At 56.9% G+C, this 19,908-nt stretch carries 19 protein-coding genes and 3 tRNA genes; 2 read left to right on the top strand and 20 right to left on the bottom strand.

Annotated elements, in window-relative coordinates; genetic code table 11:
• Positions 1-498 precede the first annotated feature (498 nt).
• Both ampE and ampD read right to left on the bottom strand, forming a co-directional pair.
• Entirely contained in the window at positions 499-1,335 is an 837-nt protein-coding gene (gene ampE, locus ACWGZX_RS18460; protein ID WP_452624908.1) for a regulatory signaling modulator protein AmpE, read from the bottom strand.
• A complete protein-coding gene (ampD, locus tag ACWGZX_RS18455; protein ID WP_452624907.1) occupies positions 1,332-1,892 on the bottom strand; it encodes a 1,6-anhydro-N-acetylmuramyl-L-alanine amidase AmpD in 561 nt (186 codons plus the stop codon). Before ampD ends, ampE begins: the two co-directional genes overlap by 4 nt.
• Positions 1,893-2,044: 152 nt before the next feature.
• On the opposite strand from ampD, the gene nadC reads away from it, so the two are divergent.
• Positions 2,045-2,893 carry a carboxylating nicotinate-nucleotide diphosphorylase gene (gene nadC, locus ACWGZX_RS18450; protein ID WP_452624906.1) on the top strand — a complete coding sequence of 283 codons (849 nt, stop codon included), beginning with the start codon at positions 2,045-2,047 and terminating at the stop codon, positions 2,891-2,893.
• A 107-nt stretch (positions 2,894-3,000) separates the two neighbouring features.
• Here nadC and ACWGZX_RS18445 read toward each other — a convergent pair whose 3' ends face one another.
• The 17 genes from ACWGZX_RS18445 to rlmE form a co-directional block, all read right to left on the bottom strand.
• Positions 3,001-3,306 carry a DUF6388 family protein gene (locus ACWGZX_RS18445; RefSeq protein WP_452624905.1) on the bottom strand — a complete coding sequence of 102 codons (306 nt, stop codon included), beginning with the start codon at positions 3,304-3,306 and terminating at the stop codon, positions 3,001-3,003.
• Between the two features lie 250 nt (positions 3,307-3,556).
• Positions 3,557-3,632: transfer RNA gene (locus ACWGZX_RS18440), tRNA-Thr, on the bottom strand.
• A gap of 131 nt (positions 3,633-3,763) precedes the next feature.
• Positions 3,764-5,869: a polyribonucleotide nucleotidyltransferase gene (pnp, locus tag ACWGZX_RS18435; protein ID WP_452624904.1), complete on the bottom strand. Its 2,106-nt coding sequence runs from the start codon at positions 5,867-5,869 to the stop codon at positions 3,764-3,766.
• Between the two features lie 195 nt (positions 5,870-6,064).
• Complete coding sequence (rpsO, locus tag ACWGZX_RS18430; RefSeq protein WP_003177875.1) at positions 6,065-6,334, bottom strand: 30S ribosomal protein S15; 270 nt, start codon at positions 6,332-6,334, stop codon at positions 6,065-6,067.
• Positions 6,335-6,451: 117 nt separating this feature from the next.
• Positions 6,452-7,369: a tRNA pseudouridine(55) synthase TruB gene (gene truB / locus ACWGZX_RS18425; RefSeq protein WP_452624903.1), complete on the bottom strand. Its 918-nt coding sequence runs from the start codon at positions 7,367-7,369 to the stop codon at positions 6,452-6,454.
• A 3-nt stretch (positions 7,370-7,372) separates the two neighbouring features.
• Positions 7,373-7,774, bottom strand: a complete 402-nt coding sequence (rbfA, locus tag ACWGZX_RS18420; RefSeq protein WP_007942872.1) for a 30S ribosome-binding factor RbfA — start codon at positions 7,772-7,774, stop codon at positions 7,373-7,375.
• Positions 7,775-7,933: 159 nt separating this feature from the next.
• Positions 7,934-10,465 carry a translation initiation factor IF-2 gene (gene infB / locus ACWGZX_RS18415; RefSeq protein ID WP_452624902.1) on the bottom strand — a complete coding sequence of 844 codons (2,532 nt, stop codon included), beginning with the start codon at positions 10,463-10,465 and terminating at the stop codon, positions 7,934-7,936.
• Between the two features lie 27 nt (positions 10,466-10,492).
• The gene (gene nusA, locus ACWGZX_RS18410; RefSeq protein ID WP_007942874.1) at positions 10,493-11,974 is read right to left on the bottom strand and encodes a transcription termination factor NusA; all 1,482 of its coding nucleotides are present in this window, start codon (positions 11,972-11,974) and stop codon (positions 10,493-10,495) included.
• A 47-nt stretch (positions 11,975-12,021) separates the two neighbouring features.
• Positions 12,022-12,480: a ribosome maturation factor RimP gene (gene rimP, locus ACWGZX_RS18405; RefSeq protein WP_010463487.1), complete on the bottom strand. Its 459-nt coding sequence runs from the start codon at positions 12,478-12,480 to the stop codon at positions 12,022-12,024.
• 138 nt (positions 12,481-12,618) lie between these two features.
• A tRNA-Met gene (locus tag ACWGZX_RS18400) sits at positions 12,619-12,695 on the bottom strand.
• A 96-nt stretch (positions 12,696-12,791) separates the two neighbouring features.
• Positions 12,792-12,877 (bottom strand) — tRNA-Leu (locus ACWGZX_RS18395).
• A gap of 22 nt (positions 12,878-12,899) precedes the next feature.
• Positions 12,900-13,283: a preprotein translocase subunit SecG gene (gene secG, locus ACWGZX_RS18390; RefSeq protein WP_109787598.1), complete on the bottom strand. Its 384-nt coding sequence runs from the start codon at positions 13,281-13,283 to the stop codon at positions 12,900-12,902.
• 4 nt (positions 13,284-13,287) lie between these two features.
• On the bottom strand, positions 13,288-14,043 hold the full coding sequence (tpiA, locus tag ACWGZX_RS18385; protein WP_452624901.1) for a triose-phosphate isomerase: 756 nt from the start codon (positions 14,041-14,043) through the stop codon (positions 13,288-13,290).
• Between the two features lie 66 nt (positions 14,044-14,109).
• Positions 14,110-15,447 carry a phosphoglucosamine mutase gene (gene glmM / locus ACWGZX_RS18380; protein WP_452624900.1) on the bottom strand — a complete coding sequence of 446 codons (1,338 nt, stop codon included), beginning with the start codon at positions 15,445-15,447 and terminating at the stop codon, positions 14,110-14,112.
• Between the two features lie 16 nt (positions 15,448-15,463).
• Positions 15,464-16,315, bottom strand: coding sequence for a dihydropteroate synthase (folP, locus tag ACWGZX_RS18375; protein WP_452624899.1), 852 nt, complete (start codon positions 16,313-16,315; stop codon positions 15,464-15,466).
• Between the two features lie 8 nt (positions 16,316-16,323).
• Positions 16,324-18,234, bottom strand: a complete 1,911-nt coding sequence (gene ftsH / locus ACWGZX_RS18370) for an ATP-dependent zinc metalloprotease FtsH (protein WP_033048677.1) — start codon at positions 18,232-18,234, stop codon at positions 16,324-16,326.
• A gap of 200 nt (positions 18,235-18,434) precedes the next feature.
• On the bottom strand, positions 18,435-19,067 hold the full coding sequence (gene rlmE, locus ACWGZX_RS18365) for a 23S rRNA (uridine(2552)-2'-O)-methyltransferase RlmE (RefSeq protein WP_223516380.1): 633 nt from the start codon (positions 19,065-19,067) through the stop codon (positions 18,435-18,437).
• Between the two features lie 105 nt (positions 19,068-19,172).
• Between rlmE and ACWGZX_RS18360 the strand changes: the two genes are divergently transcribed.
• Positions 19,173-19,481 carry a YhbY family RNA-binding protein gene (locus tag ACWGZX_RS18360; protein WP_007942889.1) on the top strand — a complete coding sequence of 103 codons (309 nt, stop codon included), beginning with the start codon at positions 19,173-19,175 and terminating at the stop codon, positions 19,479-19,481.
• Between the two features lie 9 nt (positions 19,482-19,490).
• Here the strand turns inward: ACWGZX_RS18360 and ACWGZX_RS18355 are convergent, their stop codons facing one another.
• Positions 19,491-19,895, bottom strand: coding sequence for an MFS transporter (locus ACWGZX_RS18355; RefSeq protein ID WP_452624898.1), 405 nt, complete (start codon positions 19,893-19,895; stop codon positions 19,491-19,493).
• Positions 19,896-19,908: the final 13 nt, after the last annotated feature.

Here is a 19,908-nt window from a genome sequence, read left to right as displayed (position 1 = left end):
CCAGGTCTCGCCGAAGGGTCAGGCCGCTGAACAGCAGGTCGAGGCTCTGCAGCTCGGCTTGCGTGCCCTGAAATTCACGATAGGAGTCGCGCACCAGATAAAAGTTGGTGACCAGCATGGGCACAAGGAACAGTACGCTGATCAGGCTGAACTTCATGCCGAAGCTCAGGCGGTTCATCAGCGCGACGGCGGGATAGAGCAAGCTCTTCACTGGAAGTCTCCCTTTGAGTTCTTATTTTTATTTGGCAGGCGCAGATCGGCGGCAGATAGCCACTATTCAGCGCTATCCCTGTATATCTTAAATCGGCAGGATGTTTTGTAACTTAAGGTTAACGGGGTGTGGCGAGGGGGCTCGCCCCCGTTGGGTGGTGAAGCCGCCCTGAGCGATTAATCAGTTTAAACGTGTGTTCAGGATTTACGACTGCTTCGCAGCCGGACGGGGCGATGCGGCGTTCCGACAAGCCCCCTCGCCACAACTGCGCTCGCCGTAGAATTGAGTTACGGGAGCACCGTCCACAGCGCAAAACCGGCGTACCAGAGCACCGCCGCGCGCAGCAGCAACTCCCAGATCCGGTCCAGACTGTTGATGCCATCCGGTCCGACGACCGGTGCCGGAATTTCACCGGCCACCAACCCGACTTTCTCGATCAACTGAGCGGCGCTGATGTTCCAGTTCAGTAACTCATGCAACATCACCCGGCTGACCGCCACAAAGTTGCCGATCAGTGCAAAACTCATCGCCAGCAACCGCACGGGCACCCAATCAAAAGCGTGACGCAATTGTGCCGCGCGCTCGACCACGGCCGGGTTCTGCCCATGCTCCTCGGCCAATGCCAGCAAGCGATAACTCAGGGCAGCAACCGGCCCCAGCAAGAAGTACCAGAAAATGACCGCAAAGAAACTTTGGTAAGCCTCCCACAGCAGGTGCGCCTCGACCCGCTCCAGCAATTGCTCGGCGCTTTCGGCGCAAATATCCAGGTCACGAGTGGCCACATGCGTAGCGGCTTGCAGGTCTTCCCGGCGCCAGGCATCGCGAAATGGCCCCAGGCCGGCCAACAGATCGCCGCGGCCCAGGCTGTAAATCACCACCAGCAAATGCACCGGTAACGCGAGCAAACCGTAGACCACGGGGTCCAGCACCACCAGCAGCAACCCCAATAGCGCGACCGGCAACAACACCATAATGACCAGGATCAGCCATGGCCGGTCGATCAGACGTGGCGCGACCTCAAGCTTGTTCAACTCGTGCACCCAACCGCCATCACGCTGGACCCGATGGCGCAGCGCCGAGAATTTCTCGATCCAAACCGCCAACAGCAACACCAGAAAACTCATTGTCCTTCCTCTTTTGCCAGGGCCGCTCGATAGCGTACCCAGTCGAATGCCGGTCCTGGATCGGTCTTGCGCCCCGGCGCGATGTCGCTGTGCCCGCAAATGCGCTGCGCAGTGATGCCGGTGTAGGCGTTTTGCAGCTGTCGGGTCAACGCCGTCAGCGCGAGATACTGAGCATCGGTGAATGGCAGATCATCCGTGCCTTCAAGCTCGATGCCCACCGAAAAATCGTTACAGGTTTCCCGGCCCTCGAAACTCGAAACACCGGCGTGCCAGGCACGCTCACTACAAGAGACAAACTGAGTGACAGTGCCGTCACGCTCAATCAAAAAGTGGGCTGACACCCGCAAGTGAGCAATGCCTTCAAAATAAGGATGCTCCGTGACATCCAGACGATTCTGGAAGAATTCCTGCACTTTGCCAGTGGCGAACTGCGCTGGCGGTAAGCTGATGTTGTGGATCACCAGCAGAGAAATTTCGCCCGAGGGGCGCGCATTGAAGTTGGGTGAGGGGCATAAACGCACGTCCTGACACCAACCACTCGCGGGGTCCAACTGCATACAGGTTCCTTCAACGACGACTGTGTTGGCACCCAGTATGCCGCGATAGCCCCTCCGGATGCGATCATTGCCGCAAATGGAAAGTCTATGAGACCTTGGGTTGGCTCGTGCCATGGCCCTATAATCGAGCCACTTTGTTTGTGGAGTCCGTTATGCCGAATCTACGTCTCGCCGACTTGACCGCCGAAATCGAAGCCAACGTACGCCGTGCGTTGCGCGAAGACATCGGCAGCGGCGACATCACCGCGCAGCTGATCCCGGCCGAACGCCTGGCAAAAGCCACCATCATCACTCGTGATGCTGCCGTCATTGCCGGCACTGCGTGGGTTGATGCGGTTTTCCTGCAACTGGACCCACGAGTCGCAGTGCATTGGCAGGTGTGTGACGGCGAACGGGTAAAACCCAATCAGGTGCTGTTCCACCTCGAAGGCCCGGCGCGCTCGCTGCTCACTGGCGAACGCAGTGCACTGAACTTCCTGCAACTGCTGTCGGGCGTGGCCACGCGTGCGCAGTATCTGGCGGATTTTGTCGCCAACACCCAAGTAAAGTTGCTCGACACCCGAAAAACCCTGCCCGGCCTGCGTCTGGCACAAAAGTACGCCGTCACCTGCGGCGGCTGCCACAACCATCGCATCGGTCTGTATGACGCCTTCCTGATCAAGGAAAACCATATTGCCGCCAGCGGTGGCATCCCTGAAGCCATCAACGCCGCGCACAAGATTGCCCCGGGCAAACCGGTGGAGATCGAAGTGGAAAGCCTGAGCGAGCTCAAAGAAGCTCTGGCGGCGGGTGCTGACATCATCATGCTCGATGAATTGAGCCTGGATGACATGCGTGAAGCCGTGCGCCTGAACGCAGGCAAAGCCAAACTGGAAGCCAGCGGCGGGATCAATGAAAGTACGCTGCTGCCGATCGCTGAAACCGGGGTGGATTACATTTCGATTGGCGCGATGACCAAGGACGTGAAGGCTGTCGATTTGTCGATGCGTTTGAGCCTCTGACCCGCATCGCAAACCTGTAGGAGCCCGGCTTGCCGGCGATAGCGATCTCAAGGACGCTATCGCCGGCAAGCCAGGCTCCTACAAAGGCGGCTCCGAAGGTGTTTGGGTCAGACCACCAGATTGTTCATCTCGCAATACTCTTCCCACTCGACACCCAGTACCTCCGCCGCTTCCTTGTGCAGCACTAGGCGCGCAGCCTCGTACTCTTCCGGGGTCGAGGTGTACTTGAGCGTCAATTCCCACGGCTGCAAGCCCTGAGACTCCGCCTCGTCCTCGAACGCCCATTGAATCTGGTCTTTCTGATCGTCGGCCGGCAGGTCCTTGATCTCTTCGGCAAGCTGAGGCGATTCCAGCAAGTACTTCTTGAGCGCTTCTTCGTGTCTGGCTTCTTGGGTCAATTCTTTAACGGTCATGTCGTTCTCGCTGATCTGGGGAATGGAAGATGGATCTGGATCATCAAGGATCTCTCTGACGCAAAAAACCGGTTGAAGCCCGGTTTGTCTGGCCTTCAGAACCATTCGGGGATCATCTGAAAACTGCAAAATGGTACGTGTACAAGCACCGAATATAGGACGTTTGGTTGACGATTTATATGGACTTTTACATCAATTCGACAAAAAACGCTGGAAGGGCTTTGAGCGCAAAGGTGAAACAACAGAGGAATGGTGCCCGAGACAGGAATCGAACCTGCGACCTTCGCGTTACGAGTGCGCTGCTCTACCGACTGAGCTACACGGGCAGTGGGCTAAACCTAGCACCGGGTTTCAAGGCCGGCAACTTCACGCCCTGTTCAACAGACAAAAAAATGCCCCGCAGCTTTCACTGCGGGGCATTTTTTATAACGTTGAAGCGGTCAGGCGTGGGGAGTGATTAAACGCCCGAAGCCTTGGCTGCTGCTACGTCTTTGATGGACAGCTTGATACGGCCGCGGTTGTCCACGTCCAGTACCAGTACTTCCACTTCCTGGCCTTCTTTCAGGATGTCGGTCACTTTCTCTACGCGAGCGTCGCTCAGCATCGAGATGTGAACCAGACCGTCCTTGCCTGGCAGGATGTTGACGAATGCGCCGAAGTCGACGATGCGTTCAACCTTACCAACGTAGATCTTGCCGATTTCAGCTTCAGCGGTGATACCCAGAACGCGCTGACGTGCCGCTTCAGCCGCTTCCTTGGTTTCGCCGAAGATCTTGATCGAGCCGTCGTCTTCGATGTCGATCGAAGCCTTGGTCTCTTCACAGATCGCACGAATGGTCGCGCCACCTTTACCGATAACGTCACGGATTTTGTCGGTGTCGATTTTCATCGCGATCATGGTCGGAGCGTTTTCCGACAGTTCGGTACGCGACTGGCCAATGATCTGGTTCATCTGACCGAGGATGTTCAGGCGCGCTTCCAGGGCTTGGCCCAGAGCGATTTCCATGATTTCTTCGGTGATGCCTTTGATCTTGATGTCCATCTGCAGCGCGGTAACACCTTTGGCGGTACCGGCTACCTTGAAGTCCATGTCGCCCAGGTGGTCTTCGTCACCCAGGATGTCGGTCAGGATGGCGAATTTCTCGCCTTCTTTAACCAGACCCATGGCGATGCCGGCAACCGGTGCCTTCATCGGAACGCCGGCATCCATCAGGGCCAGGGAAGCACCGCAGACCGAAGCCATGGAGCTCGAACCGTTGGACTCGGTGATTTCCGACACAACACGAATGGTGTACGGGAACACGTCAGCGGCAGGCAGCATGGCTGCAATCGAACGACGGGCCAGACGGCCGTGACCGATTTCGCGACGACCAGCGCCACCCATGCGACCACACTCACCTACCGAGAACGGAGGGAAGTTGTAGTGCAGCATGAACGGGTCTTTTTTCTCGCCTTCCAGGGTGTCCAGCAGCTGTGCGTCACGGGCAGTACCCAGAGTCGCGACTACCAGAGCCTGGGTTTCGCCACGGGTGAACAGAGCCGAACCGTGGGTCTTTGGCAGAACACCGACTTCGATGTTCAACGGACGTACGGTCGTGGTGTCGCGACCGTCGATACGTGGCTTGCCGTTTACGATGTTTTCGCGAACGGTGCGGTATTCGATTTCGCCGAAAGCAGCTTTGACTTCGCTGGAAGAAGGCTGGCCTTCTTCACCGGACAGTTTGGCAACCACCTGGTCTTTCAGTTCGCCCAGACGAGCGTAACGGTCGGCCTTGATGGTGATGGTGTAAGCCTGGGAGATCGCGTCGCCGAACTCGGCACGGATAGCGCCCAGCAGTGCGGTGGCTTCAGGCTGTGGAGCCCAGGTCCAGGTCGGCTTGGCAGCTTCAGCGGCCAGTTCTTTAACAGCGTTGATCACCACCTGGAACTCGTCGTGAGCAAACAGTACCGCGCCCAGCATCTGGTCTTCGGTCAGCTCTTTGGCTTCCGATTCAACCATCAACACGGCTTCCGAAGTACCGGCAACGACCATGTCCAGGCTCGAAGCTTTCTGTTGTTCGTAAGTCGGGTTCAGCAGGTAACCGGTGCTTTCGTGGAACGCAACGCGGGCAGCGCCGATCGGGCCATCGAAAGGAATGCCGGAGATGGCCAGGGCAGCCGAAGTACCGATCATCGCAGCGATGTCCGGATCGGTCTTCTTGCTGGTGGAAACGACGGTGCAGACAACCTGCACTTCGTTCATGAAGCCTTCTGGGAACAGCGGACGGATCGGACGGTCGATCAGTCGGGAAGTCAGGGTTTCTTTCTCGGAAGGACGGCCTTCGCGCTTGAAGAAACCGCCAGGGATCTTACCGGCAGCGTAAGTCTTTTCCTGGTAGTGAACGGACAGAGGGAAGAAGCCCTTGCCTGGATCGGCTTGCTTGGCACCAACGACAGTCACCAATACGCTGACGTCGTCGTCAACGGTGACCAATACTGCGCCGGAGGCCTGACGGGCGATGCGGCCAGTCTCGAGGGTAACGGTCGACTGACCGAACTGGAATTTTTTGATTACCGGGTTCACGGTGTCCTACCTTCTTTTGTGGCTCTTGGGGAACTTGTCTTCTTGCGAAATTCTTGGGCAATGTCGGGAATCGGCCCAACGCCTGTCCAGGGTAAAACGTATATCCAGATAAAACTTGAGGCTGGGAGCCTGCCATGCGCCAGCGGGAAACCCACTGACGCGCGACAGACAACCAACCTCTAGCGCAATCGCTTATTAGCGACGCAGACCCAGGCGACCGATCAGAGTCTGATAACGACCCAGATCCTTGCCTTTCAGGTAGTCCAGCAGCTTACGGCGCTGGTTTACCATACGGATCAGACCACGACGGGAGTGGTGATCTTTACCGTTGGCCTTGAAGTGACCTTGCAGCTTGTTGATGTTGTGGGTCAGCAGTGCAACTTGCACTTCTGGCGAACCAGTGTCACCAACAGCTTGCTGGTAGTCAGCTACGATTTGAGCTTTTTCTTGAACGTCGAGAGCCATGAGGCAATCCTTTTATCAGGAAACTGTTTCAAAGAAACAGCTTCAACAGGCCAGGGACAAATCCCTGTATCTAAAAATGAGTAGTGACCGTGCCTGTTAACAGCCACCCTCGTCCGGTCATTCTGACCGAATCAGTCGACGTGGCGCGATGCGCCCGTCTTCGCTCACTTCACCGATACCGATGAAGCGACCGTTGTGATCCTGTACCCGTACCATGCCGAACTTCGGTGCATCCGGGGCTCGTACCGGTTGGCCGTTAAGCCAGTAGAACGAGCTGTGCTCCGAGAACTGCAACAGTGGCCAATCCAGCAGGCCGCTGTCCGATGGCATCAGGAAGCGATCAACCGCTTCATTGCCGCCTTCGGCATGTACCGCTTCCAACTCTTCAAGCGTGACTGTCTGCGCCAGCGTGAAAGGCCCGGCTTGGGTACGTCGCAATTCAGCAACGTAAGCGCCACAACCGAGTTTCTCACCGATATCCTCCACCAGGGTGCGGATATAGGTGCCTTTGCTGCAATCCACCGCAAGCCGCGCAGTATCACCTTCAAAGGCCAGCAATTCCAAGCGCGCAATAGTAACAGAACGCGGTTCGCGCTCCACTACTTCGCCTGCACGGGCCAGCTTGTACAGCGGCTGACCATCACGTTTCAGTGCCGAGTACATCGGCGGTATCTGACTGATTTGCCCACGAAAACCGGGTAAAACAGCTTCGACATCGGCGCGACCAACGGTCACCGGGCGCTCCAGCAAAACTTCACCCTCGGCATCGGCCGTGGTGGTGGTTTTGCCCAGTTGCGCCAGGGTTTCATAAGCCTTGTCGGAATCGAGCAGGTACTGCGAGAACTTGGTGGCCTCACCGAAGCACAACGGCAACACCCCGGTGGCCAGCGGATCAAGACTGCCGGTGTGCCCGGCCTTCTCGGCGTTCAACAACCAGCGAACCTTCTGCAACGCGGCGTTGGAGGTGAACCCCAGCGGCTTGTCGAGCAGGATGATGCCGCTGACGTTACGACGGATACGTTTGACCTGAGCCACCGATTACTCCTTGGCGTCTTCGGGTTCAGCGGCTACCGGGTGCTGATTGTCTTCAGCTACCGCACGCTCGATCAGGGCCGACAGGTGCGCACCACGCACGACGCTTTCGTCGTAGTGGAAGTGCAGCTGAGGAACGCTACGCAACTTCATTTCGCGAGCCAACTGCATACGCAGGAAACCAGCGGCGGAGTTGAGCACCTTGATGCTTTGTGCGATGTCTTCGGCGTTGTCCTGCCCCATCACGGTGATGAAGATCTTGGCGTGACCGACGTCACGGCTGACTTCAACAGCGGTAATGGTGACCAGGCCGACGCGCGGGTCTTTGACTTCACGACGGATCAGCTGTGCCAGCTCACGCTGCATCTGATCGCCGATACGTTGGGTACGGCTGTATTCTTTTGCCATGTCTTGTTACCTGTTACTGCCCCACGGTGAAACCCGAGGGGTCTGAAAGCGGCAAACGCCCGGCCTGACAAAAGCCAGACCGGGCGTTGCGTTTAGAGTCCTGACGCCGTGCCGCGCACTTGCATGCGGCGGCTCGCCGTGGCCCTTGAAGTGCGCGAGTTAGAGGCTGCGAGCAACCTGAACCTTCTCGTAGACTTCGATCTTGTCGCCAGCTTTGACGTCGTTGTAGCTCTTCACGCCGATACCGCATTCCATGCCGGCACGTACTTCGGAAGCGTCATCCTTGAAGCGGCGCAGGGATTCCAGCTCGCCTTCGAAGATAACGATGTCTTCACGCAGTACACGGATTGGACGGTTACGGTGAACAACACCTTCGATAACCATGCAACCGGCGATCGCGCCAAACTTCGGCGAACGGAACACGTCACGCACTTCAGCGGTACCCAGGATGTTCTCGCGAACATCGCTGCCCAGCATACCGGTGAGGGCTTTCTTGACGTCTTCGATGATGTCGTAGATCACGTTGTAGTAACGCATATCCAGACCTTCCTGCTCGACGATCTTGCGAGCGCCAGCATCGGCACGCACGTTGAAGCCGAACAGTACAGCGTTGGAGGCCAGTGCCAGGTTGGCGTCGGATTCGGTGATACCACCGACACCGCCACCGACAACACGCACTTGCACTTCGTCGTTACCCAGGCCGTTCAAGGCACCGTTCAACGCTTCCAGCGAACCACGGACGTCGGATTTGAGGACGATGTTGAGCGTCTTCTTCTCTGCCTGGCCCATGTTTTCGAAGATGTTTTCCAGCTTGCCGGCGTGAGCACGGGCCAGCTTGACTTCGCGGAACTTGCCTTGACGGAACAGAGCCACTTCACGGGCTTTCTTCTCGTCCGACAGCACGCTCATCTCATCGCCAGCGTCCGGGGTACCGTCCAGGCCGAGGATCTCGACAGGGATGGAAGGACCGGCTTCTTTGATCGGCTTGCCGTTCTCGTCGAGCATGGCACGTACCCGGCCATAATTCGAACCGACCAGGACCATGTCGCCTTGGCGCAGGGTACCGTCTTGAACCAGAACGGTAGCTACCGGGCCACGACCTTTGTCGAGGCGCGATTCAACCACGACGCCACGGCCTGGAGCCGATGGAGTCGCTTTCAGTTCGAGAACTTCAGCTTGCAGCAGAACAGCTTCGAGCAACTCGTCCACACCAGTACCGACTTTCGCCGAAACCGATACGAACGGGGTGTCGCCGCCCCACTCTTCCGAGGTCACGCCGTGAACCGACAGTTCGCTACGGATGCGATCGAGATCAGCGCCCGGCTTGTCGATTTTGTTCACTGCAACAACCAGTGGAACACCGGCAGCCTTGGCGTGCTGAACGGCTTCAATGGTCTGCGGCATCACGCCGTCGTCCGCTGCAACCACCAGGATCACGATATCGGTCGCCTTGGCACCACGGGCACGCATTGCGGTAAACGCGGCGTGACCCGGGGTGTCGAGGAAAGTGACCATGCCGCGATCAGTTTCAACGTGGTACGCACCGATGTGTTGGGTGATACCGCCGGCTTCGCCAGCAGCTACCTTGGCACGACGGATGTAGTCGAGCAGCGAGGTTTTACCGTGGTCAACGTGGCCCATTACGGTCACAACCGGTGCACGGGAGAACGTCTCACCTTCAAACTTCAGGGACTCGGCCAGGGAATCTTCCAGAGCGGTGTCGCTGACCAGGGTCACTTTGTGGCCCAGTTCTTCGGCTACCAGCTGAGCAGTTTCCTGATCAAGCACCTGGTTGATGGTCGCTGGAGTACCCAGTTTGAACATGAACTTGATGATTTCAGCAGCCTTGACCGACATCTGATTGGCGAGATCGCCAACAGTGATGGTCTCGCCAATCTGCACATCACGCACGACAGGGCCGGTTGGGCTCTGGAAACCGTGGGCGTTGCGTTTCTTCAGCTTGGCCTTGCCGCGACCACCACGACGGAAGCCATCGCTTTCTTCGTCGGTAGTACGTGGCGCAACACGTGGAGCAGGCGCTTTCTCTTTGACCGAAGCACGATGCGGAGCGTTTTTGCGCTCGCCATCGCCACCGCCGCTGCGACGATTGTTATCGTCGGCACGTGGTTTGTCCGGACGGCGCTGTTCGTTCTGCTTGTTACGAACGTCGGCAGACGGGGCTGGAGCAGCGGCGACAACCGGCGCGCTTTCACGCACAGGTTCGGCAACTGCAGCAGGCGCTGCAACAGCGTTGGAAGTACCAGATTGCGCAGCAGCAGGCTGGCGACGCGCTTCTTCTTCGGCGCGACGCTTGGCTTCTTCTTCAGCCTTCTGACGAGCAGCATTTTCTACTGCGCGACGTTCATCCAGTTCGCGTTTGCGCTCGGCTTCGATTTCTTCCGGGCTGCGCTGTACGAAAACTTTCTTTTTACGGACTTCAACACTGATGCTTTTGCTGCCAGCAACACGCAGGGTGCTGGTGGTTTTACGCTGCAGCGTGATCTTGCGTGGTTCTTCCACTTTCGCCTTGTGGCTGCTTTTCAAATGAGTCAGCAAAGATTGCTTCTCACTGTCAGTCACATTTTCTTCGGCGGCGGTGTGCGGCAGACCTGCCTCACGCATCTGCTGCAACAGGCGCTCTACCGGTGTTTTGACCTCATCGGCCAGTTGTTTCACCGTGACTTGCGTCATGCACTTCTCTCCTCAGGCCGCGCCTAATTACTCGAACCAGTGGGCTCGGGCGGCCATGATCAACTTGCCGGCACGATCATCGTCAATGCCGTCGATGTCGAGCAGGTCGTCAATAGACTGCTCGGCCAGGTCTTCGCGGGTAATTACGCCGCGCACCGCCAGTTCCATCGCCAAATCCTTGTCCATACCCTCAAGCGAGAGCAGGTCTTCGGCCGGATGGGCGTCTGCCAGCTTTTCCTCAGTAGCGATGGCTTTGGTCAACAAACGATCCTTGGCACGAGCGCGAAGCTCGTTGACGGTTTCTTCGTCAAAGCCGTCGATGTTGAGCATTTCTTCCAACGGTACGTAGGCAATCTCTTCCAGGCTGGTGAAGCCTTCATCTACCAGCACCTGTGCCAAGTCTTCGTCGACTTCCAGCTCGTCGATGAAGTTGCGCAGGATGTCGCCGGTTTCTGCTTGCTGCTTAGCCTGGATGTCCGATTCGGTCATCACGTTCAGGGTCCAGCCAGTCAATTGGCTAGCCAGACGCACGTTCTGACCACCGCGACCAATGGCCTGAGCCAGATTGTCTGCGCCAACGGCGATGTCCATTGCATGGGCATCTTCGTCAACGATAATTGCCGCCACTTCAGCCGGCGACATTGCATTGATCACGAACTGAGCCGGGTTGTCGTCCCACAGGACGATGTCCACACGCTCACCGCCCAACTCACCCGACACTGCCTGGACGCGCGAACCGCGCATACCGATGCAAGCGCCCTGCGGGTCAATGCGTTTGTCCTTGGAACGGACCGCGATCTTGGCGCGCGAACCCGGGTCACGGGACGCAGCCATTACTTCGATCAGGCCTTCAGCGATTTCCGGTACTTCGATGCGGAACAACTCGATCAGCATTTCCGGCGCGGTACGCGACAGGATCAACTGCGGGCCGCGGTTCTCGGTGCGGATTTCCTTGAGCAGCGCACGCAGGCGCACGCCGACACGGAAGGTTTCGCGAGAAATGATGTCTTCACGAGCCAGCAACGCTTCAGCGTTGTTGCCCAGATCGACGATCACGTTGTCGCGGGTCACTTTCTTCACGGTGCCGGAGATGATTTCCCCCAGGCGCTCGCGATAGGCGTCAACGACTTGGGCGCGCTCGGCTTCACGAACTTTTTGCACGATAACTTGCTTGGCAGTCTGTGCAGCGATACGGCCGAACTCGATGGATTCAATTTTTTCTTCGACTACATCACCAACCTTGGAACCAGGATGCGTTTCGGCAACCTTGCTCGGCCACGTTTCAATGGCCGGATCGTCCAAGTCTGCTTCTTCGACGACCGTCCAGCGACGGAATGTCTCGTAAGCACCGGTGTGGCGATTGATTTCCACACGCAGATCGACTTCGTCCTCGAAACGCTTTTTGGTAGCAGTGGCCAGAGCCAGCTCCAGCGCTTCAAAAATTACGTTTGCCGGTACGCCCTTTTCATTGGATACCGACTCAACAACCAGCAGTACTTCTTTGCTCATCGTACGCCTCGCCTTTCGCAAGCCATTGGATCCGCGGGATCCGCGTCTCAGTCAAAACTGGGAATAATGTTGGCCTTGTCGATCATATCGATCGGCAACAGGAACTCATGGTCTTCTACCTGCACCACAACGTCCTGCTCTTCTACACCACGCAGAAGGCCCTGAAAGTTGCGTCGTCCTTCAAAAGGCGAGCGCAGCTTGATCTTCACTTGTTCACCGGCAAATTTTGCAAACTGCTCAATAGTGAACAGCGGGCGTTCCATGCCAGGCGAGGAAACCTCAAGGGTATATTCAACGGCGATCGGATCTTCAACATCCAGGACACCGCTGATCTGACGGCTGACAATGGCACAATCGTCCACCAGCACGCCGCCCTCTTTATCGATATAAACGCGCAACATCGAGTGACGACCCTGAGCCGAAAACTCAATACCCCAGCATTCATAGCCCAGGGCCACGACCACCGGGGCCAACAAGGCCTGCAACTCTTCTAGCTTGCTCGACACCTGAACCCCCTCGTGCATGTATGTGCATGCTATGCAAAATAAAAAAATGGGCGAAACGCCCATCCTTGAAACGCCGTCGAACAGCGGCGTAGAAAGTGTCCAGCTAACAAAAAGCCCCTTAAAAGGGGCTCCTTAAACTGGTTGCGGGGGCCGGATTTGAACCGACGACCTTCGGGTTATGAGCCCGACGAGCTACCAGACTGCTCCACCCCGCGACAAAGCTGGGGCGGAAGTATACGACCGATCCCTGACAGGGTCAATGTAACCTTCCACCTACAAGAAAGCCCGCAACAGCGGGCTCTCCTGATAATTGGTACCGAGAAGGGGACTCGAACCCCTACACCCTATGGGCACAACCACCTCAAGGTTGCGTGTCTACCAATTCCACCACCTCGGCAATACTACGTTTGAAACCCTTCTTACTTTTGCTCTTGAGCTGGAGGTACGTCAGTCGCTGGATTAGCCGACTTTTGCTCTTGAAGCACCGGGACATCATCAGAAGCCGGTTGCTGCTTTGGAACTTCCAACACCGCTGGATTTGGGAGACCTACTTGAGTCAGCTGGTGAGCTTTCTCTTTAGCAAAGTAACCTAACCCTAAGCTGGTTATGAAGAAACCTGCGGCAAGTATAGCAGTAAACTTACTAAGAAAGGTAGAGGAACCTTGGCTTCCGAACACAGTATTTGAAGCACCTGCCCCGAAAGACGCGCCAGCATCCGCACCTTTACCCTGCTGCAGCAATACCAGAGCAACTACGCCCAATGCACCCAGCAGATGAAAAACGACTACGACTGTTTCCAGCATTTTTTCAGTTTCCCGCGGCGCGACAGATCGCACCGAACTCATCTGCATTCAGGGAAGCTCCACCAATGAGCCCCCCATCGATATCCGGCATGCCGAACAGTTCGACCGCATTGGCCGCCTTCACGCTGCCGCCGTATAGAAGCCGCACACCTTGTGCGACTTCAGAATTCTCTGCCGCCAACTGAGCGCGAATGGCTGCATGCACATCCTGCACCTGTTGCGGCGAAGCAGTCAGCCCGGTACCAATGGCCCAGACCGGCTCGTAAGCAATTACTGCATTTGCAAAAGCACCGACACCCAACTCCTCTATGATACTGCCCAGCTGACGCCCGACAACCTCAAGAGTTTTCCCGGCTTCGCGCTGCTCAAGGGTTTCCCCTACACACAACACCGGAATCAAGCCACATGCCTGCGCCGCGGCAAACTTGCGAATCAGCATCTCGTCTCGCTCGCCCATTATCTGGCGGCGCTCAGAGTGCCCGACAAGCACCAGGGAACAGCCTGCATCCACCAACTGACTCGGCGCGACCTCACCGGTCAATGCGCCTTGCCCGGATTCCACCGCAGAGTTCTGCGCGCCGACCGAAATCGACTTTCCTTCCAAGCCATCAATCACTTGATTGATATGCAAGCAAGGCGGGAATACCGCTACATCAACACCGCTCGGCAAGGCCAAGTCACGAAGGCCGTTGATCAGCTCAGCGACGCTGGCGCGGGTACCGTGCATCTTCCAGTTACCAGCTACCATAGGGCGACGCATGCTGTACCTCGTCGGTCAAAGTGGGCGCAGATGTTACCCAACACAATCAAGGCTGGCAAGCCGAATTCAGGCAGAAACTTCAGTAACCAGTTTTGCCAGCTCTTCTGCGTAACCACGAACCTGCGTTTCGTCTTCGCCTTCGACCATGACACGCACCAATGGCTCTGTCCCGGACTTGCGCAAGAGCACACGACCACGACCCGCCATAGCCTTGGTGACGCGATCGCTGGCCTCCTTGACCGAAGGGTGCTCGAGCGGATTCGCGCCACCGCCAAATCGGACATTGATCAGCACCTGCGGGCACTTACGAAGCGCCTGACGAGCTTGTGCCAGACCTTCGGAACGCCTTTTCAGCGCCATCAGAACCTGCAATGCCGCGATGATCGCATCACCAGTAGTAGTGTGGTTAAAGCAGACGATATGCCCCGAGTTCTCACCACCCACCAACCAGTTGCGCTCAAGCAAGTCAGCGATGACATACCGGTCGCCAACGTTGGCGCGCACAAATGGAATCGACAGATCAGCCAGCGCCAGCTCCAGACCCAGGTTACTCATCAGCGTACCGACCACGCCACCTTGCAGCATGTCTCGCTCATGCAGATCGCGGGCGATGATGTAGAGCAGCTCGTCACCGTCAACAATGGCACCCGTATGATCGACCATCAGGACGCGATCACCGTCACCATCGAATGCGATACCCAGATCGGCGTGTTCGGCCAATACGGCAGCCTGCAATTGACCCATATGGGTCGAACCGCAATTGTCATTGATGTTCAGTCCGTTAGGCTGAGCGGACAGCACAACGACTTCAGCCCCCAACTCACGAAACACACTCGGGGCAACCTTGTAGGTCGCGCCGTGAGCGCAGTCGATGACGATCTTCAGGCCCGCGAAGCTGGTACTGGTCGGGACGCTGCTTTTGCAGAATTCGATATAACGGCCAGAGGCGTCGTTGATACGTGACACTTTACCGATCTTGCTCGACTCAACCACGGTCATCGGCGTATCGAGCAACTCTTCAATCATCAATTCGACCTCATCCGGAAGCTTGGTGCCCTTTCCGGAGAAGAACTTGATGCCGTTGTCATCGTGAGGATTGTGCGAGGCACTGATCACGATACCGGCTTCGGCATGAAAGGTGCGCGTCAGGTAGGCGATCGCCGGTGTAGGCATCGGGCCCAGCAGCATCACGTCAGCGCCTGCCGACGTCAGACCGGCCTCGAGTGCCGACTCGAACATATAACCAGAGATTCGGGTGTCTTTGCCTACCAACACCTTGCAGGCGCCCATCTTGCGGAACGCCATACCAGCAGCCCAACCGAGCTTGAGCATGAAATCAGGAGTGATCGGGTATTCACCGACCCGGCCACGAATACCGTCGGTGCCAAAGTATTTTTTACTCATAAGTGCTCCATCATTTTTATTCGGCTGATTCCACTGCGGCGATCATCCGCACCACATCCACTGTTTCGGCTACATCATGGACGCGCAATATACGCGCCCCATTGGCCGAAGCCAGCGCTGCGAGCGCCAGACCACCGTACAGACGCTCCCCAACCGGGCGATTCAAGGCCTGACCAATCATGCTCTTTCGCGAAACCCCGACCAACAGAGGCCGCCCCAAGACATGCAAGGCTTTCATATGCTTAAACAAGCTTAGGTTGTGCTGCAAGGTTTTCGCGAAGCCAAAACCCGGATCAAGAATAATCCGCTCCGACGGGATTCCCGCCGACGCACACTGAGCCATGCGTTCAGCGAGAAATTCGCCCACTTCTTTGGTGACGTCCTGGTAGAACGGATTGTCCTGCATGTCACCCGGCTCACCGAGCATATGCATCAGACACACGGGCAGCCCGGTGGCTGCCGCAGCATCCAGGGCGCCATCTCGACGTAACGAGCGCACATCATTGATCAAGCCAGCACCCAACCGCGCAGTCTCGCGCATAACCGCTGGCGTGGAGGTATCGACAGAAATAATCACATCCAGCTCGCGATTGATGCGCTCAACGATAGGCGCTACGCGCTCCAGTTCCTCAAGCGGCGAAACCGCACGGGCACCTGGCCGGGTTGACTCGCCACCGACATCAATCAGCGTCGCACCTGCCGCCACCATCGACTCGGCGTGACGCAGAGCCACATCGAGCTGACTGTATCGGCCGCCATCAGAAAAGGAATCAGGAGTGACATTGAGTATGCCCATGACATGCGTCTGGGCCAAATCAAGAACCCGGTTGCCGCAAGGCAACCGGGTCGAGAACTGAACAGAAGTCATTTCAAACCTTATACGTCAGCAGCCGGACCGCCGATCGGTGTTTCCGGACGCTCATCCTGCACCACCGGAGGTGTTCCAGAAGTACCGGTACCGCCTGACCAGTCACGAGGTTCGCGAGGCGCACGACCCGCCATGATGTCATCGATCTGATCAGCATCGATCGTCTCGTACTTCATCAAGGCATCCGCCATGGCATCAAGCTTGTCGCGGTTATCCGTGAGGATCTGCTTGGCCGTGCCGTAGCACTGATCAATGATGCTGCGCACTTCCGAGTCAATCAGCTTGGCTGTCTCACCGGAGAAGCTTGCGCCCTGTCCACCACCGCCGCGACCGAGGAACACTTCGCCCTCTTCTTCGGCATACATCAACGGACCGAGTTTTTCCGACAAGCCCCACTTGGTCACCATGTTCCGCGCAATCTGGCTGGCACGCATGATGTCGTTGGACGCACCCGTGGTGACGCCATCGAAGCCCAGGGTCATCTCTTCAGCAATTCGGCCGCCGTACAGCGAGCAGATCTGGCTGATCAGCGCACGCTTGGACAGGCTATAACGATCTTCTTCCGGCAGGAACATGGTCACACCCAGCGCACGACCGCGCGGGATGATCGATACCTTGTAGACCGGATCATGCTCAGGCACGACGCGACCAACGATAGCGTGGCCGGCTTCGTGATAAGCAGTGTTCTGCTTTTCTTTCTCGGACATGACCATGGATTTGCGCTCGGCGCCCATCATGATCTTGTCTTTCGCCAGTTCGAACTCTTTCATTTCGACGATGCGCTTGCCGGCACGGGCTGCGAACAAGGAGGCCTCGTTCACCAGGTTAGCCAAGTCAGCACCGGAGAAACCAGGTGTACCACGAGCGATCACTGCCGGAGCGACGTCGTCACCCATTGGCACTTTGCGCATGTGAACTTTAAGAATCTGCTCGCGACCACGAATGTCTGGCAGACCCACCACAACCTGACGGTCGAAACGGCCTGGACGCAGCAATGCCGGGTCCAATACGTCCGGACGGTTGGTTGCAGCGATAACGATGATGCCGTCATTCATTTCAAAGCCGTCCATCTCTACCAGCAACTGGTTGAGAGTCTGCTCGCGCTCATCGTGACCACCGCCCATGCCGGCGCCACGGTGGCGACCAACGGCGTCGATTTCATCGATGAAGATGATGCATGGCGCGTGCTTCTTGGCCTGCTCGAACATATCGCGAACACGGCTGGCACCGACACCGACGAACATCTCGACGAAGTCAGAACCAGAGATGGTGAAGAACGGCACTTTCGCTTCGCCGGCAATCGCCTTGGCCAGCAAGGTTTTACCGGTACCCGGAGGACCGACCATCAGCACGCCGCGTGGAATACGACCGCCCAGGCGCTGGAACTTGCCCGGATCCCGGAGGAACTCAACCAACTCGCCAACTTCTTCCTTCGCTTCGTCGCAACCGGCAACGTCAGCCAAGGTAGTTTTTACCTGATCTTCGGAGAGCAGGCGCGCCTTGCTCTTGCCGAAGCTCATTGGCCCGCCTTTGCCGCCCGCGCCACCCTGCATCTGCCGCATGAAGAACATGAACACGGCGATGATCACCAGGATCGGGAAGCTTGCAACCAGGAGTTGAGTCCAGATGCTTTGCTGTTCAGGCTGCTTGCCTTCGACTACGACGTGGTTGTCCACGAGGTCGCCAATCAGACCGTTGTCCTGGATTGCCGGACGGATGGTCTTGAAACTGTCGCCATCGGTGCGTTTACCGGTAATCACGTAGCCGTCAACTGCTACGCGCTCGACCTTGCCATCCTTGACTTGCTGGATGAAGTCGGAATAGTTGAGGGTCTGCGGCTCGTTAGGGCTGGAGAAGTTGTTCATCACTGTCACCAGGACAGCCGCGATGATCAACCACAGGATCAGATTCTTTGCCATATCGTTCAATTAACTACCCTCTGAAGCAAGCTCCGCTAATGGCGCGCGCTTCGCATGATATTCACCGGCCTAACTTACTACATTACCTACGGCTCTGGCAGGCGCCGTCTGTAACCCTTTGTGAAACACTTTCTACACAATATTCGCTAAAGCACACGGGGCGAAATACGAAAAACCTATCACCCCGGTAGAAAAAACTTTTATTCCTCACTGCGTCCGCGGAAACCACGGCCCAGCAAGTACTGCTCACGAGAGCGATCGCGCGACGATTTCGGCTTGCGCGTCGTGACCTTCTCGAACTGCTTGCGTACGCTCTTGTGGTATTCGTCAAAGCCTTCACCCTGGAAGATCTTGATCAAAAAGTCACCACCTGGCTTCAACACCCGAGTTGCGAGATCCAGTGCCAATTCGCACAGAAACATCGATTTCGGCATATCGACAGAGGCCAGTCCACTCATATTGGGGGCCATATCGGAAATCACAAGGTCCACTTCTTTATTTCCGACAGCCTCAAGGATTTGTGCCAGCACGGCATCCTCGGTGAAGTCGCCCTGAATGAAGGTCACATCAGGGATGCTGTCCATTTCCAGGATGTCGGAAGCGATCAGTGTACCTTGCCCGCCAATCAGACGACTGGTCACTTGGGACCAGCCACCGGGCGCGGCACCAAGGTCGATCACACTCATGCCCGGGCGGATCAGACGATCTCTTTCCTGGATCTCCAGCAACTTGTAGCTGGCACGGGAGCGGTACCCGTCTTTTTGTGCCATTTTGACGAATGGGTCGTTGAAATGCTCTTGCAGCCATTTAAGACTTGTCTTGGAACGGGCCACGGGCCACCTCGAAAATAAAACGGGTCGTGATTAACTGGGCGGTCCCGGACTCGCTCGGGTAAACTGGCCGCCGCTTTTTACAAGATCAGACGCAGGGGTCAGATTATGCCGCTCACTCAAGAGCAGAAGAAACAGTACAAATCCATTGGCCACCATCTGAAACCAGTTTTGATTGTGGCTGACAACGGTTTGACTGAAGGTGTGTTAGCCGAACTTGAACGCGCGTTGGCGGATCACGAGCTGATTAAAATCAAGCTCAACATCCTCGATCGCGAATCGCGCCTGGCGTCCATTGCAGAACTCTGCAAGGTCGGTAAAGCGGATCTGGTTCAGGTCATCGGCAAGATGGCACTGATTTACCGCAAGAACTTCAGCGTCAACAAGCAACTGTCGAACGTCCATCGCTTCAAGTGATGGCAAGGGTCAAGGGTGTGCTTCGCGCACCCTACCGCTCCTCCCCGGCACCGGCTGCAACACCAGCACCAGCCCGGAAAAGCCCAGAACAAGATAGCTGAATACCTGCCAACGCACTGCATCCGGCCAACCGAAGCGCACAGCGAAAAACATCGCGCACGCACACAGCGCCATCAGCAGCAGCTGCCCACGAATATCGCACCATAGACTGACAAGGCCCTCGGCCTGAACCAGCACCAAAGCCTGAAAAATCACACACGCTGCGGCAAATCCCGCCAACAGCGCATTCAGCATGCCTGCAATTTCGTCGATCAGCAGCGGCGCCAGGCCTATTTGACCCAACGCCGGCACCAGACCGATATGTAACAGCCACAGGCCGCCAACCCACAACATCTGAGCCAGCTGCCAAACCATCGCGCCAGCACGA

The sequence above is a fragment of the Pseudomonas sp. CLCA07 genome, assembly GCF_053615335.1.
The sequence above is the reverse complement of the archived record's forward strand: the minus strand, read 5'-3'. Positions and strand labels throughout refer to the sequence as shown.